This window comes from Enterococcus sp. HMSC061C05, assembly GCF_001814765.1.
Lineage (GTDB): Bacteria > Bacillota > Bacilli > Lactobacillales > Enterococcaceae > Enterococcus_B > Enterococcus_B lactis.
Map to the genome: position 1 here is coordinate 166,704 of NZ_KV817748.1, position 16,577 is coordinate 183,280.

Genomic DNA, 16,577 nt, shown 5'->3' on the forward strand with positions numbered 1-16,577 from the left:
AGAAAACGTTCAAAAAAACTGGAAATAGGCGATTTAATCGCTTTTGTCTCTTCCAAGCAGCTTAAATTTATTATGTTATTCTTAATAATTGGTCTATCATCTGTTATTTTTCTTTGGTTGTTTTTGTCTTTTAAATTTTCGATAACCCCAATAACCGAAAAGAGTTAGTATTAGCAATACACCTAATAAGAGCGCAAGTAATCGATAAAGATGGTATCTTTTTGTCTTTTCCATCTTCGAAGAGGCTTCTTCTGTAAAGGGGACTCGCTTTCCTGTCACTAGTAACCTGTGGGTGTTCACAGTATAAGGTGTGCAAGTAATAAGTGTGACCAGATCCTGTTTTTCTCTGATTGCTAATGTATCTGTTTTTGTTGGAAAGACAACGATTTTCTCAACGACTTCATAAGCGAGCATCTGACCATATACTTCAAGATAGAAACGGTCATTTTTCTCCATTTTTTCAAGATCTGTAAACAATTTTTTCTCAGCAACACCGCTATGGGCGGTAATGACGGAATGTGTACTTTCTCCTCCAATTGGAAAAGAGGTACCTTGTAGAACTGTCGCTCCTCTATCTAATAAAAGATCATTTGTTTCATCGAATAAAGGCAAGCTAACATTGATTTTTGGAATATAGATTGCTCCGATCATATGTTGTTCGTAGTATTCTTTTCCTGGATTTCGGACATCTCTAACCGCTTGTTCAAAAGGATCTTTGACTTGACCCATTCCTGGGATGGCTGCCGTACGAGCAAGCGCCTGATTTTTCTTTTCTTGTACTGCTAATCGTTGCTCATGTTTTTCTTCTTTCTCTCGTGCAAGCTGTTTTTGATAATTCTCGATCCTTCTTTGGTCCAAATAATTGCTGAGAGCATCAGCTAAAAATGGATATGTAAAAACTGCAGCTCCTGTAAGAAACATCACTGCCATGAATAATTGTAATAACATACTGATTTTTGCTTGAGGTCTTTTCTCTGTTTTCTTTTTCATTTTCTTCACCTTCTTATTTAAAAAAACTGCAGCAACCTTTATAAAAACCGATTGCTGCAGCTTATTTTTGTTGCTTATACTTCAGACTTCATTTTAGATTTACGGTACCAGCTGTAGGCCCCAATCATCAAACTTAGACCGATCAGCAAGAATGCTAAGATCCCGTTCCCTCCAGTAGAAGGAAGAAATCCTTGTCTTACGTTTGGTACGCGTGCTGCTCCTGGATACTCATAGTCCACAATCACAAGTTCATCATCATAGCTACCATATTCTACATTGAACTCTGTGAAAGCTGCTTCACCTGTTGGTAAAACATATCCTTCTGGTGCTACTGTTTCTTTCATGAAGTATGTTCCGTAATCTAATCCAACAACTTCGAAGTATCCTTGGTCATTTGAGACAAATTCTGTTGCCTCTACACTATTATCACTTACCCAATCGATTGTGATTTCTTCTGCATCAGCACCTGACTCATAAACAGATAGACGTACGCCATCTTTATAGAAAACAGCATAAGCAGTTTTCTCTTCGTTCCACAATTCAAATCTTGCACCGTCTAGTAAAGCATTGCTTGAAGCATCAAACTTTTCAAATCTTCTCCCGCCAGTCGTTACTTCTTCTGGTGGCACGCGACGTTCGTTGTAGTCATACTCGTCACCTCTACCGATTTCGATCAATGCTGTATTGTTATGGAATTCATCTGCATTGATGACTGCGTTGACTTGCAAGTCATAGGTAACAGTTAATTCCCCGCCACGATGATTCCCTAATTTTTCCAGCGTTGCTGTGTTCGGTATACCTCCTGTTTCAAGAATGATCTCCACGACAAAACCGTTACCCGCTTTTGTTACTGTATAATCAGTATCTTTTATCAGTGTTGTATCTCCTGCTTGTACAAGGAGTTCCTGATCAAAATAACTCAAACCTTCTGTTGGCGTATCTGTGATTGTGAAATGCGTGATGACTGTTGTATTGTCCTCATTGATTTCATCAATAAAGTAAGGAATCGGTGCAGTTATTGTATAAGAAACTGTTTTTCCTTTTTCTAAGTCAACATATCGGATCGTTTCTTCTTCACCATTTTCATTGCGAATCGTCACAGTTCTAACGTCTGCTTCATCTACATTCATTTCTTTGGAAGAATCTTGGATTTCATTTTTAGGATATAAGTGTACATCGGTGTTGTACGTATCTTTCCAAGAGGTTCCATCCCATACACCGCCAATAATATCTGGCATCATAACTGGCATCATGACAACCATTGGAGACGCGATTCTTGAAATATGAGCTGGTGAATATGTTTCTAAGAAGAGATAGACTTTATCTCTCGAAGAAGGTGCCTCTTCCGTCACTTGGACATTTCTGAAAACAGCTTCACCATTTTCGCCAGTCGTCTGCTTATCTATACTTTCGATACCATAAGATACAAACCATGCTGCTGTGTGATCTGATTGGATCAAAGCAATCGCAGCGGCAGGTTCTAACCCATCATCATCTATGTCAGTTGTTCTAGGGTCATCTTTCAGCAAATTATAATAGACATCTGTAACATCAAACATTTCAAAATCGACGCCTGGAAGATTCTCATTACCAAAATCATCTGATACCAACCCGCTATTCGGTCGTTCTTCAGGCACAGTCGTGAATGCTTTTTTGTGTAATGTGATCGTCACTTCACTTGGTTTTTCCGTGACTTCTTCAGCGTGAACTAATTTTCCATTTCCAAAACTTCCTAATCCTACAGCTGCGAGCAACAGTGCACTCATCCCCATGGTCATCATTTTTTTATTCATTTTTTTCTCCCCGTTCTTTTTTTATTAATAAAACAGCACCTAACAACAAAAGGATTCCTAACAAAGAAATCAATGTTCTTGCTTCATTGGTTTGTGGAAATACGGACCCTTTCACAGGTTGATTTGGATTGCTTGGTCCACTTGGTTCTTTCGGTTTGTCCGTTGTTTCTTTTATGGTCTCGTTATACACGCGTGGTGTTGCTGATTCATAGGCAGAGGCTGGAACTTTTCCGGATTCCAATTCAGCCATCTTCTGCCCATTGACCATTACATATTGCGGCTGTCCTTCTGCATCCACCCAAGATTCAGGGACAATGACCTCGATTTGCTTACTTGCTTCATCCATTTCGTACCCTTCTACACTTTTCAATTCCTCAAAATAATAGGTACCAGAGGGCAAAAATCGTTGACCTGTCGTGACTAGACCGTCTTTATCTGAAATGAATTTGCTTACATTTTTATCATTCAAAGGATCGTTGTTTGCTGGTTTGATCCATTGATTTTTCAAGTCATTCGCAGGAGCCATGTCTAAATAATATTTTTCTCCTTCTATCATCTGATACAGAGCAAAAACAGCACCTTCTAATGGGCGTCCTTTTTCAGTTGTTCCTCTTTGTCGTCCATACTTGAAAAAGTATGGATCTCTTAAATAACCGACATTTTTAGGATAGATATGGATCTCTTGCAGTTCCTCGGTTGGTTCTGTTGGATGATAGATTGGCAAAACAGCAGCAATCGGGATCGCTGTTTGATCGATATCCACATTCAACCCGATTTCCGGATCAATTGATTCTTCAAAAATCAAATAAACTGCATCTCGATCTTGGTTTTTCTTAGGTACTTGGATGCGTGCAATCCCATCTCCTAATCCACCAACCGTATCTTTTCCAGTCGTTACCGACTCCCCAACCTGGGCAAGTCTTTCTTCTGTGATCAACTGACGGATATTGTTTCTGCTCGTTTCAGCGATTTGCTGGACGAATTCTCTAGAGGTCATGTTCTCAGTAGCTTTTTTGTCATGATAATAATCGGTCATATCGTAAACGGCGAACGTCGCTCCATTTAGCGGGACCGTCTGCGAAATGATATCTGCTGTTTTTCCCGCTTCCTCAGAGATAGCCAGACCGTCATTTTCATGGAATTCAAATTGGTCGTTATAATCGATATCTCGAATCATCCGTTTATGCAATACGAATTCCACAACGTCTTCCCCTAATTCTTCTGCCGACATCGTTTGAGGAAGAAGGACTGCTACAAATGGCAGTAAAACAAGTAATTGAAGCATCAAACACAACAGCTTTTTCATTACCTTGCCCCCTCCTTTTTAGATTGTCTGACATACAAACCATAGGCTGCACCGGCAAGTGCCACGAAGAATGCAGCAAGCAGGATATAGAACAATCGTCCGGATCCCCCTGTAGCAGGCAATGGATTTTCAGAATCGTTCCCGACACTAAGCTGTAGCCTGATTCGGTTCGTATCCAAAAGTTCATACTCTAATTCTTGCTGCAGATCAGGAGTCTCTGCTTCTTCGTTTGGATAATAAGAAACCTCAACTTTTAGTGTCCCGGCTTCTTTTCCTGGAACGACCCGATCATTTTCCACTTCTGGTTCTTCACGATAACTAATTTCTAAAATAAAGTAGCCTGGAAGTTTCCTGTAGCCGTCCGGCGACTTCACTTCCTTGATCCGATAGAATCCTTCCGTCAAATCCAAAGCATTGAATAGGGAAGAATCGTTTGGATCTGGTGCCAAGCCTCCGTCGATGAGTTCATAGTCTCCTGCACTATTTTGTTTCTCAATTGAAAATTCTGCGCCTTCAAGACGTCGACTACTCATACTGTCAACTTTCAAAAGTTCCAGATCGATTGGTGCTAGTTCATCTTCTAAGGTTACTTGTAATACACCATCGATGATGTCATAACCCTCCGGTAATGAAGCAGTTTCGTCTTCGATGACTGTCTCTTCAATGACAAATTTCCCTTCTTCATTCAGTGCAAACTGGAATACTTGATCAGACAATTGATACCCATTTGGTGCAACAGATTCTGAGACCTCATATTCGCCGATAGATAAACGCAGCGGCTGGCTGTATTCTAAATCGACATATTTCTCTACACCGACTGTATAAAGATAGAAGTAACCGATTCCAGACAAACGTTTCGATTCTTCGGGTTCTAACGGGTTGCCTGTGTATGCTCGATACAGCGGGAAGGAAGAATCCCCTATTTTCCTGATATCAAAACCTGCACCATCTAAAGGATTGTCTTCATGATCTAATTTTCTAACTCGGATCTCCCGATAATCAAACGTATTGTAAGCAGTAAATTCTACCCATAATCGGCCCTCTTCGTCTGTTGAATGGGTGAGATATTGCCAATTTGCTTCACCTGTTTGTCTAAGCTGGATGGTACCTGCCTCATTATCGTACAGTCGCAAGATCCATGTGTCGTTTTCGTCAGGTTCTTTGAAACCTTCTGGGCTTTTGTTTTCAACGATTTTGTATTCTGCATAGTTGGCATTTTCTTCATTGTCTATATGAATAAATGAATCTGGTTCTCCAATAGGATGAATGACTTTCTCACCCTCCACGAGCAAATATTCTCCATTTTCATTTACTGAATAAAACGTGAGCATTCCTTTCTCTTCGTCTGCTTCATTCGCACCAGAGATTCCTTTAGCTACCGGCGTTCCAATTTCAAGTCCGCTTCCATCGGTTTGATAAAGTTCAAACTCTGCCCCATTGATTGGCGTAGTGCTTCCTTCAATTAATTTATTGATGTTCATGTGGACTGGCTTGAATTCATTCCGCATTTCCAATTTGACATACAAGTCTTCATAATCCGTTTCGTCCTCATTGACATTTTGAACAATTGAAAGTTTGTGGTATTCGCCTTCATAATAAGAATCAGGATCGCTACCTTCTTCTCCACCAACTCTTACTCCTGAAGTATTTGCTGCTACCAACTCATAGTGACCAAGCGCTGTATCTCCGCTGGAACTATATTTTTTGATTTGGAATTGATACGTCTCATCTACCAGCTGGTAACGTGGTGGCCCTGCTATTTCTCTGATCCAAAATATGTCGCTGACTGCCCCGGTCTCATCTCCTAAAACCGGGATCTTCGTTTCGAAGATTGCCATTCCATCCGCTGTAGTTCTACTTGTTTCGATTGGTTCGACCTCTCCAGCATCCGGATTTTGGTCGTATAATGCAAATTCGATTCCTGTTAAAGGTTCCCCATTTTGCCCCGTCTTGCTTATTTGGAAATTCCGGTCCTTATGCTCATAACGAATAGACGAGGTCGGGAAATACATTCGCCCGTTCATAACGTCGTTTTCATAATCCTCCAAGTTTTGGATATAGGCCATATTGTTCACTGCATAGAAATTCCCATCTTGAGCTCCTGCATCCAGTTTTACTTGATACTTGATCCTGACCATTTCTCCTTCACCTAACGAGATTGGAGAAAATTTATAGGCTTGGTTTTCTCGCCCAACATACGTTGTTGGTGTCGCTACTACTTCTGGTGGCGCTTGTCCATGACGCGCTTCATCCCATATTTCTGGCTCTTGGTACTTCATGCCGTTTTCTCCTGGATCTAGATGGTAAAACTGAATATCCGCCGATCTGCCAGCTCCAAACGGTGAAACATTAAATCCAGTTTCATCATAAAGTGTGGCTTGCTGGATCGTTTTCTTGAAGGTAGAGGAGATATCCTCCAAGGCTGTAATGATGTCATCCTTGTTATTCGCATCGTAATAACGCGGTGTTGTGCCATCATCGTTTAAATCAGCAATGTTTTTTAATACATTTCGTCCGATTGCATCGAGCTGCTGTCTACCGGCAATACTTCCGTCAATTCCTAACCCAATGGAGAAAATACTTGGCGGGTTCTCTTGGTACTTGTTTTTCAGCCAATGATGATATGCAACAGTATTGATGGCTGACGACTTTTCTTGTGAAGTTGGACTACCGTTAGTATCATTGCTTGCGCTTCCTGTACCAACCCAGTGAGTTGCTTTATCATCACCTTCTTTTACTTCTCCGTAACGATATTGCACATTTGTTCCATTAACAGGACGGTCAAAGTCAGATGCATAGGTAACTGGATAAGTAAATCCTGCATTAGAAGTATTCCCAGAAAAGGTTTCAAAGTTTTTGAACAAATCACCACGATCTATGGCAATCTTATCCCCCATGACACTCCAACTGCTCCAAGCTCCCCAAATACTTGTGCGAGATCTTGTTTGGATCGGTGCATAACTGAAGGTGGGTGTTCCGTCTCCTACGACGATCAGGATCTTTTCTGGATTTCTATTTTCTCCGCCGTTATCCGCATACAATGTTTCATAACCATTTTTAAGTCCTAGTGTAAGCGGCGTTCCTCCGATGGGTGTACGATTCAGTGCTGTATTCTCACTACCTGTTAGACGATTGATGTCATTTGTCAACGGAAAGATGTCCGAACTGATTTGTTCCTGGTTATTGATGACTGTACTATTATGATAAAAATTCACCATACCGATCCGAATATCCATATTTGGGTCGGATAGCAGATTTTCACTAATTTCATTTACCGCTTCTATCAGTGCCGCATTTTTACTTTGTCCTCCGCCTTCCAGTGTCCCTTCATTCATACTGGCTGATTTATCTAGAACAAAAACGATATCGATTGGACTGATTTCTTGTTTCTCACTTCCGATCACATCTAGATAAACGTTATAAAGTGTCGTTGCATCTTCAGGATGTAAGTCAGCCGTTGGATTGTTAGAGGGAACTGGTTCTACCCATTTTTTGATATATGCCCCGTTATAATCCAAGTAACTGTTTTCAAAATTCCGTTCATCTCCCCAAAGCTGAACAGTTTGCGCTGGCACATTTACATCTTCTTCGCTTGCAGTTGATCCATTATCAGCCGCATAGTCGTAATTTCGCCAGTTCGCTCCCCCGATTGTGTAATCACTATCATCGATTAAGTTCTCTCCATCATATGGTGAGCCTTTTTCTCCCTGATAGTGTTCATTGCTTTGTGACCAATTTCCTAATACTTTCGTATAGTCATTCGTTGTAAATCGTGGATAGCGGTGCTGATCGTTTTCAGCTATTCCGCTAGGATAGATATATTCATATGGATCTTGCGTAGCTGTTGGTCCAAGACGCTCTAAAATACCGTTGAATAACCGGCGTTGAATGCGTTGGAGTGCTTGACCGCTGGGCACGATTGGTGCGTCCAGCTCTTCCGTTTCATTTTCTTCGCTACGTTGATTTTCAGCGGAATCCTCTGTATCTGTTTCATTTTCTTGTAATTCTTGACTAGCTATTCTTTCATCGACCACCACTTGAAGAGGTAGTTCCCCTTTATTCACATCTGGAATCTTTTCTGTTTCAAAAACCAATGTGCCGGTCTCAGCTTCTTTCGAATAAAATTTTCCGACATACCATTCTTGACCATCGATTGTCTCGACTTTTAAGTCTTCTCCATCTTCATCGTAAGAGGAGAGACCTGTTCCCCGAACGTTTTTTACAGTACCAATGCCGGCAGCAGCTGTATCGATTGCTAAACGTATCCTACCTTCGTTCGCACTCTCTTTCTTTTCAAAAGCCAGATGCCATTCAAACGTTTCTTCTTTTTCGATATACCTCCCTTCGATTTTTGCATAATCCTCATCTAGAAATACCTCATCCTCCTTCACTTCTGTTGACTCAGCAGCTACATCCAATGCTGTCATATGATAGACAGACTGGAAATACGGTCCAAATAGCAGACTGACAGCTGCTAACTGCAAAAGCTTCAATTTTACCCCTTTCACATTCTTATACTCCTTTCTAAAACATGTGTCTTCTTTCACAACAAACACCAAAAACAACATCTATCTAATTATAATCTAATTTAATTTTAACTTTAAATCAAATAATATCCATTTTATTTAAAAAACGCCAATTATACAACACTTATTATTAAAATTAAATTATAAAGTTTTATAACACTCTCATTTAACAGAACTTAAGTTATTAAGACAGGTAAATAATCTCCGACTATTTCCTTGAAAAACAAAAAAATAAAGCACGAATGCGTATTTACGCACTCATGCTTTATTCATGCAATTGATTCAGATAACGGCAGCACACAAGATGCCGATAACACTTCCTAAAATAGCTCCTCCTAAAACATCAGTAGGATAATGTAAAAGTAAAAAAATTCTTGAATAAGCGATCAAACAAGCAAATAGAAAAGCTAGTATTCCTGCAATACGGCTTAACTCGAACAACGCTGCTACAGATAAAAAAGCAAGTGCCGTATGCCCTGAAGGAAAAGAAGAAGTCTTCGGTTTACTTGTGTAAAGGACAAGCCGACGATTTTTTTCATAGGGTCGTTTCCGCCTTGTCGTTTTTTTAATGAGAAGTAGTCCAACAAAAAAATAGATTAGACTGCCTACAAGAATAGCTAGACCATATTCTCTTGTATCAGGTACCAAAACTAAAATCGTAGCAAGGAGCAGCCAAATAAAACCGCCATTAGAGATATTACTGATAAATTTCAAGAAATTGATTTTCCGATTGTCCGTTTCTCGTTGTTTAGCGAACTTATTGATAATACTATCATCGATTTTAGCAATCAAACGCAGCATGTTATTCCTCCTTTTTAAGACCCTTTTCTTGCGTACGATGGATAAAAAGCAGGACTTGAAAATAAAACAAGAAGCTGAAACCTAATAAAGCAAGGTAGACTGGTCCTGCAAACCATAATGCAACCAGAAGTATCGACGTGCCTGCTAAATAGAAAAGTGCACTTTTAAAATCATTAAAAAACAAGAAAAATGCTGCAATCCAAGAGACTTCTTTTTGATTTTCCAGTTGAAGCAAGATTTTGTAACTAAAAAGAACAGCACTTAATAGAAGCAAAAACAACGTAGTATACATCAATGTATAGCCAATTCTCCCACCCAAATAATGGAAAATCCGATAATCGATGAATAAAAGAAGAAAATAACTACTTGCTAAACTATCTTGCTTTCCATAAAGAGAAAGATTCTCACGAAACTTCTTCCAGTATAATGAACTGAGCTTTTTCTCTTCATTTTTTTTGTAATAATAAATCATATAGAGAACTGTTCGACTTGCCGTTCCTAATGTGAGAACAGGCAAGATGCACAGGAACCACAGTAGCTGTAACTGGATAAGACGTGGAATCCATTCAATGATTTCTAAAAAATAATCATTGGCTCTTTTACCAATCGACCGATTCATCATCCTTTTGATCCTCCTGTCAAATCCATTCCTTCAATGAAATAACGTTGTGCAAAAAAGAACAGCAAGATCGTCGGAATCAAGACAAGTGTTGCTCCTGCCATCAGATAATTCCATTGTGTCGTCGCTTGGTTCTGAAAAACTTGCAAGCCAATCTGCAACGTGTATTTTTCTTGATCTTGGATATATAACAGAGGACCTAAGAAATCATTCCAAGCCGCGTTGAAGGAATTGATTGCAATCGTGATCAAAGCAGGTTTCGTCAATGGAAGCATCAAATGACTCCAAATATACAAATGATTCGCTCCGTCGATTTCAGCAGCTTCGATCAATTCATTATTGATCGATAAGTAAAATTGACGCATCAGAAATATATTGAACGCATTGCCGAAGAACGATGGAACGATCAGGGGCAAATAAGTACCTACCCAGCCGATCTTGGAGAATAATACATATTGAGGAATCATCGTTACAAACCCCGGGATCATCATCGTAGAAAGAACCAAAGCAAACATCAGCTTTTTCCCAGGAAAATCAAGCTTCGCAAATCCATAAGCAATAAAAGAATTCGAAAGGACATTACCGATCACTACTAGCACAGTGATGAATAACGTATTTCTTGCATAGCGCCAAAAAGGAAATGCGGCAATCGTATCCAGATAGTTTTCCCATACGATTTTTTCTGGGAAAAAGGTCGGAGGATAACGAACGATTTCTTCCATCGGTTTCAATGAAGTAAATACCATCCAAAGCAATGGAATGAGCAAAATAATTCCTATTATCGTCATAAGCACATAGCTTAGCATCTTTTTTGATTGCCGATTCACACTGGTTTTTTTAAAATAATCCATCATTTGCCGTCACCTCCAGAATAATAGACCCATTTAGGAGCAAGCTTCAAATTGACGAAGGTCAGAACCAAAACGATCAGAAATAGGATCATCGACATAGCCATCGCATATCCCATATCAAAAGCGACGAACGCCTTGTTCCACATATGCAGATTATAAAAAAGCAAGGAATTTGCAGGTCCACCTGTTCCATTTTTCGTCATGACATAAGCTTCTTGAAAAATTTGGAAAGAACCGATCGTAGAGGTGATCACATCGTAAAAAATAATAGGAGTGATTAATGGCAAAGTAATACTTTTGAACTTTCCCCAAACGCCTGCTCCATCGATTTCTGCTGATTCATATAAAGATCTAGGAACATTTTGTAATGTAGCTAAGTAAAGTAGCATTGCTCCTCCAGAGCTCCATATTTTCATCAAAATCAACGCAGGTTTCGTCCATTGTGGATCAAACAACCAAGCTGGTCCAGGGATATGGAACCAGCCCAGAAATGTGTTGATCAATCCTGCAGATGGAGAAAGCAGCTGCATCCATAAGATGTAGACTGCTACTCCTGATAAGACTGCCGGTAAATAGAAAACTGTACGGAATACACTGATTCCTTTGATTTTTTGATTGAGTACTGTGGCTAAAAACACACTGAAAATCGTCGTCAGCGGTACATTGAAGATGACGAAATAAACGGTGTTGTATAACGATTTCCAAAATAAATCGTCATGAACGAACATTCTTTTGAAATTTGCTAGACCAATGAAATTCATCTTGGATGTCAAATTATAATCGGTGAAACTACCAATAACTGAAAAAAGCATAGGCCCTAGCATAAAGACTAAAAAACCGATAATAAAAGGCGAGATAAATAAATAGGCCCATCTTGCTTCTTTTTTCTTTCGGATAGATAAACGCTTCAAATTTTCTTGCCTCCTCTGTACCTAGACAGTCAAAAACGGATTATTGATTTTGCTTGACTAAGTTCTCTACTGCTTTTTGTGCATCTGCCAATCCTTCTTTTGCTGATTTTGTTCCTAAAAGAATCTGGTCGATCTGTTCATTCACTAATGTCGTATAATCCGGTGCATCTAAAGGAACTGGTGTGATCACCGTATTTTTAAAGTTTTCGTCCGCCATTTGATAGATCATTTTCCCTTTGTCCGTTAGGTTGTCATTATTCACTAAATTCTCGTTGGCTGTTTTACTTGCCATGATATCAAAACTTTTTTCGCCGAATTTTTCTTGTACTTCTGGAGAAGAAAGATATTTGATGAATTCATAAGAGGCTTCAGGATCTTTTGCTCCGTATGGTACTTCCAAGACGAATCCGCCACCCCATGACCAATGACCTGAACCTTCCTCTTTTTCTGGAAGCTGCATCACGCCAAAATCAAAATCATCCGGTGCGTTTTCCATCAAGCTAGAGTAATAATTAATGTTTTGGGCGCGCATGGCTACTAATCCAGAAATAAATGGATCAGACACACCAGAACCAAATTCTGCTTCTAATTTGTTGATTGTATTTTTTCCATAATAATCTTGCCAGTCTTGAATCCATTCTAAGGCTTCCACTTTGTTTTTAGTATCAATCTTGACCTTTTCGTCCTTATCAAACCAACTAGTCCCGTTGTCTGCGTTTAATGCCCATACATCAGCACCTAAATTCCATAATGGATAAAAACCGATACGCGTAAACTCTTTTCCTTCTTTTTTATCTAGTTTACGTGCTGTTTCTTCTAATTCATCCCAAGTTGTCGGTAGATCTTGTTCGCTGATCCCAGCTTCTTTAAATAACTTTTTATTATAAAAAATGACTTGTGTATCTGTATTGAATGGGATGGCATAAGGATCACCTTTATATTCTACTGTATCCCAAAGCTGCGGATAAAAATCCTTAGAAGTGTCTTTATCTACATACTCGGAGAGATTGGTTGCTTGCTGTGCTTCTGCTCTTTGCGCAACGGAATTTATGTCCTGTACAATAACATCAGGTGCATTTCCAGCCGTTATTGCAGATAAAGATTTGGTCCAAATATCCCCCCATGGCTGATACTTATAATTTACATGGATCTCGTCTTGTGATTGGTTGAAATCCTCAATGATTTCTTCGATGGCTTCTTTTCGTGCGCCCGACCCCCAAAAGGACCAGAAATCAATATTTTTTCTTCCATCACTTGTTTTTTCAGAAGAATTTGCTGCACTTGAGCTGGCATCGCTTGTATTACTTGATCCGCATCCTCCTAATAAAAACAATGCTGAACTTGCCAACAATCCTGTAAACAATAATTTTTTCATATTTTACCTCCAAATTTTAATGTAACCGATGTCGGTTTTAATATAACGATATCATTTTGTTCTGAAAATAACAATTTATAAGGTGTGATTATCGAAAAATTATTAATGATACCAACACTTTATATAATTCGCGAGCGTTTTCTTTGAATTTTTTAATCTTTCGTAGCAGAATGAGAATGTATTAAAAAAAGATTAGGAGGAATTTTGATGTTTAGACACCAGAAAGAATTGCAGTTTGAGGCAAAACCAGATCGTCCGAATCCATTAATCGCGAAATATCTGCAGGAGCTGATCGGCGGCCAATATGGCGAGATGAGTGTAGCTATGCAGTACCTGTTCCAAGGTTGGAGCTGCCGAGGAGAAGAAAAATATAAAGATATGCTGATGGACATTGCAACAGAAGAAATCGGCCACGTAGAAATGTTGGCGACAATGGTTGCTCGTTTATTAGAGGGTGCGCCTGTTGAAGATCAAGAAGCAGCGATGCAAAAAGATCCAACAATCGGTGCCATTATCTCTGGAATGAATCCACAGCACGCGATCGTAGCTGGCTTAGGACCTCGTCCTGCTGACAGCGTGGGCAATCCATGGAGCGGTGCCTATATCATTGCGAGTGGCAACTTGTTAGCAGATTTTAGAGCTAATTTAAATGCCGAATCACAAGGAAGACTTCAAGTAGCACGTATTTACGAAATGATCGATGATCGTGGCGTAAAAGATATGCTGTCTGTTCTCCTTGCAAGAGATAGCTATCATCAAAACCTATGGGAATGTGCAGTGAAAGAATTAGAAGAAAAAGAAGGTTCAATCTTAGTCCCAAGTACTTTCCCACGTGACAAAGAACGAAAAGACATTGCTTATGACTTCTATAACTTCTCAGAGGGAGACCAAAGTAGTGAAGGTTCTTGGGCTAGCGGCAAAGCATTGGACGGCGAAGGCGAATATCAATGGTTGAAAGAACCTAAGATCGAAGGCGCTGCACCAAAATTAGAACCAGTAACACCAAAAATGTATGGGACACCTCCATTCAAGAAATAAAAAACATACGTAGGAAAAAGGTTGTGACAAGATTTTTGTCACAACCTTTTTATTGTATTAGAAACGACTTTCCTATTGGCTCGATTCAAATTTTTGGAAAAATAAATTCCCTTCAGCAGTTAAGCGAACACCTCTGTTTTCTGGATTCAATGTGATATATTCTTTCTCTTTACACCATCGGAAAAACGCGTTCCCGAGATTTCCTCCTAAATGAAATGTTCGTTCTGTCCAATCTAAGCAAGGCTTCACAAGTGCTCCAGATTGTTTTTTCAGTGCGTCAATATCTATTCCTAAGTCTTTGAAATAACAAACGCCTTCTTCTGTAAGTTCCACATGATGGTTTTCCATCACAAGATAGTTGTTGTGAAGGAGAAAGTTGAAAAAAACTACACCTATCACACCGGCTAAATGCCGATAACAAGATCTTCCTGCTTTTAATTCACTATATTCTTTGTTTTCATTAAATGATTTGATCGGTTTAACCGGACTAACTACCATAAGATTTTCTAACAAATCAGCGATTTCCAGAGATGATAATCGATAATAGACATTTCTTCCCTGTCTATAAGACATCACCCAATCAAGAGAATGAAGTTTTTTTATATGATAAGATGCTGTATGATCTTTTATTTTTGCTTTCTTTGCTAGTTCATGCACGGTATGGAACCTTCCATCCATCAATAAAGTAAGGATCTCAAGTCGCGAATGATCTGCTAAGAGTTTAGTCGTTTGCTGAAGATCAGGAAATCCAGCCATTTTTTTCTCTCCTTTCACACATCGATGAGCATTGAGGAATAAGCTTAGTATACTATATTCAGAGGTGAGGATTATGTTTAAAAAAATGGAAAAAGAAAGTTTCTATTACGGATTTCCCGTCGTGCTGATGACGACTAAGGATGAAATGACTGGTAATGACAACCTCACGCCAATCAGCTCCACTTGGACACTTGGCAAAACGATTGTCATTGGAATCAGTATGCACAGTAAAGGGTATACAAATTTAAAAGTGGGACATGCCGCTACCTTCAATCTTGCAGATCAAACACTTTGGGAAAAAATCGAGAAAATCGCAAAGACGACAGGCCATCCTATCATGCCCGATTATAAACAAAAAGCTGGCTATTCCTTTTGCTCTGACAAATTTCAATTGGGAAAGTTCACGAAACTAGCAGGTGAAGAAGTTGCAACTGTTCGGATCAAAGAATGCCCGATTCAAATAGAAACGTTGGTTCAACGAATTTCAACTAGAGAAGACTTTGCTATTGTAGAGTGTGAGATCGTAGCTATTTTTGTAGAAGAAGGGATTTTACATGATCCAACTCATATCAATGTGGATAAATGGCAACCTCTTATCTATAAATTCAGAGAATATACAACTGCCAACCAGTCGTTAAGTTTGAATTTTAGATTCCAAGAATTCAAAGAGTCGTAATGATAAACATCGTTAGGTATAAACAAAAAAAGACTCGCAGCACGAGTAAAAAACAAATAGAAGCTATACCTTAGAAAGGTCGACTGTGACTCTATAGATACAGTATATGCAGCTTATGAGCATTTCTTCTCTTCTCTTTGTTTTTGGGATCTGTGCTGAAGTCTTTTTTGTTTTTTGCCGATCTTTCTTTAAAAAATCGAATCTGTTATACCTTCTCCATTACTAATTCAGGCATCTGCTGAGTAATGATTTTTCGCGCAAAAGAAATATCTGTTACCCAAGGTTCGATTTGTTCTTCAGTCAAGACAAGAGGCATTCGGTCATGGATTGGTGCGACTGTGCGATTAGGTTCAGTAGTCATTATGATTGATTCTGCCGTTTTTTCATCGTGATGGCTACGATAAAAGCCGCCAATATACACTATTTTTTCCTTATTTGAAAACATAAATTTGTCTTTTTCTTCATTCCACTCATAAAAGCCGCTCATTGGAAAAACACAACGATTTTGCAAAAATGGTTGATGAAAGGTCTTTTTTTCTTCTACTGTCTCTGCCCGGGCATTGATCATCAATTGTCCTTTTTTAAATCCGGTAAATCCCCACTTCATGATTTCCGGAGTGAGATTGTTTTCTTCCTTTTTTCTTAATATCACAACAAGATTTGACGGAAAAATTTCTCCAGCTGCTAATTTTGCTGCCTGTTCCGGTTGTTTCTTCTGGGCTTCTCGATAATAGTTCTGAAGGAGCTCCGACTCTAGATCAAAAAAATAACGACCACACATCCTAATATCTCCCCCTCTTTTTATCTATCATACACTGCAACAAGAAGTTCATACCAACAAAACGCTTTCAATGAATAGAGAATTAAAAAAGTTGTGACAAACTCTCCAGTAAACGTTTTTCTCATGCCAACTCCTCGGTCACAAGTCACAATAT

At 39.2% G+C, this 16,577-nt stretch carries 13 protein-coding genes; 2 read left to right on the forward strand and 11 right to left on the reverse strand.

Annotation, left to right across the window (positions count from 1 at the left end; all coding sequences use genetic code 11):
- Positions 1 to 96: 96 nt before the first annotated feature.
- From HMPREF2988_RS09060 to HMPREF2988_RS09100, 9 genes are all read right to left on the reverse strand, one after another.
- The gene (locus HMPREF2988_RS09060) at positions 97 to 990 is read right to left on the reverse strand and encodes a class C sortase (RefSeq protein WP_070770469.1); all 894 of its coding nucleotides are present in this window, start codon (positions 988 to 990) and stop codon (positions 97 to 99) included.
- Positions 991 to 1,064: 74 nt separating this feature from the next.
- Complete coding sequence (locus tag HMPREF2988_RS09065) at positions 1,065 to 2,783, reverse strand: SpaH/EbpB family LPXTG-anchored major pilin (protein ID WP_070770470.1); 1,719 nt, start codon at positions 2,781 to 2,783, stop codon at positions 1,065 to 1,067.
- On the reverse strand, positions 2,776 to 4,089 hold the full coding sequence (locus HMPREF2988_RS09070; protein WP_070770471.1) for a pilin N-terminal domain-containing protein: 1,314 nt from the start codon (positions 4,087 to 4,089) through the stop codon (positions 2,776 to 2,778). Before HMPREF2988_RS09070 ends, HMPREF2988_RS09065 begins: the two co-directional genes overlap by 8 nt.
- A complete protein-coding gene (locus tag HMPREF2988_RS09075; RefSeq protein WP_070770472.1) occupies positions 4,089 to 8,597 on the reverse strand; it encodes a VWA domain-containing protein in 4,509 nt (1,502 codons plus the stop codon). Before HMPREF2988_RS09075 ends, HMPREF2988_RS09070 begins: the two co-directional genes overlap by 1 nt.
- 300 nt (positions 8,598 to 8,897) lie before the next feature.
- Positions 8,898 to 9,416 carry a phosphatase PAP2 family protein gene (locus HMPREF2988_RS09080; protein WP_070770473.1) on the reverse strand — a complete coding sequence of 173 codons (519 nt, stop codon included), beginning with the start codon at positions 9,414 to 9,416 and terminating at the stop codon, positions 8,898 to 8,900.
- A 1-nt stretch (position 9,417) separates the two neighbouring features.
- Positions 9,418 to 10,038, reverse strand: coding sequence for a YesL family protein (locus HMPREF2988_RS09085; protein ID WP_070770474.1), 621 nt, complete (start codon positions 10,036 to 10,038; stop codon positions 9,418 to 9,420).
- Positions 10,035 to 10,889: a carbohydrate ABC transporter permease gene (locus tag HMPREF2988_RS09090; RefSeq protein ID WP_002329578.1), complete on the reverse strand. Its 855-nt coding sequence runs from the start codon at positions 10,887 to 10,889 to the stop codon at positions 10,035 to 10,037. Before HMPREF2988_RS09090 ends, HMPREF2988_RS09085 begins: the two co-directional genes overlap by 4 nt.
- On the reverse strand, positions 10,886 to 11,797 hold the full coding sequence (locus tag HMPREF2988_RS09095; protein WP_070770475.1) for a carbohydrate ABC transporter permease: 912 nt from the start codon (positions 11,795 to 11,797) through the stop codon (positions 10,886 to 10,888). Before HMPREF2988_RS09095 ends, HMPREF2988_RS09090 begins: the two co-directional genes overlap by 4 nt.
- Before the next feature lie 40 nt (positions 11,798 to 11,837).
- The gene (locus tag HMPREF2988_RS09100; protein WP_002342901.1) at positions 11,838 to 13,172 is read right to left on the reverse strand and encodes an ABC transporter substrate-binding protein; all 1,335 of its coding nucleotides are present in this window, start codon (positions 13,170 to 13,172) and stop codon (positions 11,838 to 11,840) included.
- Between the two features lie 207 nt (positions 13,173 to 13,379).
- Between HMPREF2988_RS09100 and HMPREF2988_RS09105 the strand changes: the two genes are divergently transcribed.
- Positions 13,380 to 14,210 carry a manganese catalase gene (locus tag HMPREF2988_RS09105; RefSeq protein ID WP_002286789.1) on the forward strand — a complete coding sequence of 277 codons (831 nt, stop codon included), beginning with the start codon at positions 13,380 to 13,382 and terminating at the stop codon, positions 14,208 to 14,210.
- Between the two features lie 72 nt (positions 14,211 to 14,282).
- On the opposite strand, the gene HMPREF2988_RS09110 is transcribed toward HMPREF2988_RS09105, so the two are convergent.
- Positions 14,283 to 14,966, reverse strand: a complete 684-nt coding sequence (locus HMPREF2988_RS09110; protein WP_070770476.1) for an ArsR/SmtB family transcription factor — start codon at positions 14,964 to 14,966, stop codon at positions 14,283 to 14,285.
- Between the two features lie 145 nt (positions 14,967 to 15,111).
- Between HMPREF2988_RS09110 and HMPREF2988_RS09115 the strand changes: the two genes are divergently transcribed.
- Positions 15,112 to 15,642, forward strand: coding sequence for a flavin reductase (locus HMPREF2988_RS09115; protein WP_256924686.1), 531 nt, complete (start codon positions 15,112 to 15,114; stop codon positions 15,640 to 15,642).
- A gap of 205 nt (positions 15,643 to 15,847) precedes the next feature.
- On the opposite strand, the gene HMPREF2988_RS09120 is transcribed toward HMPREF2988_RS09115, so the two are convergent.
- On the reverse strand, positions 15,848 to 16,423 hold the full coding sequence (locus HMPREF2988_RS09120; RefSeq protein ID WP_070770478.1) for an SOS response-associated peptidase: 576 nt from the start codon (positions 16,421 to 16,423) through the stop codon (positions 15,848 to 15,850).
- Positions 16,424 to 16,577 lie beyond the last annotated feature (154 nt).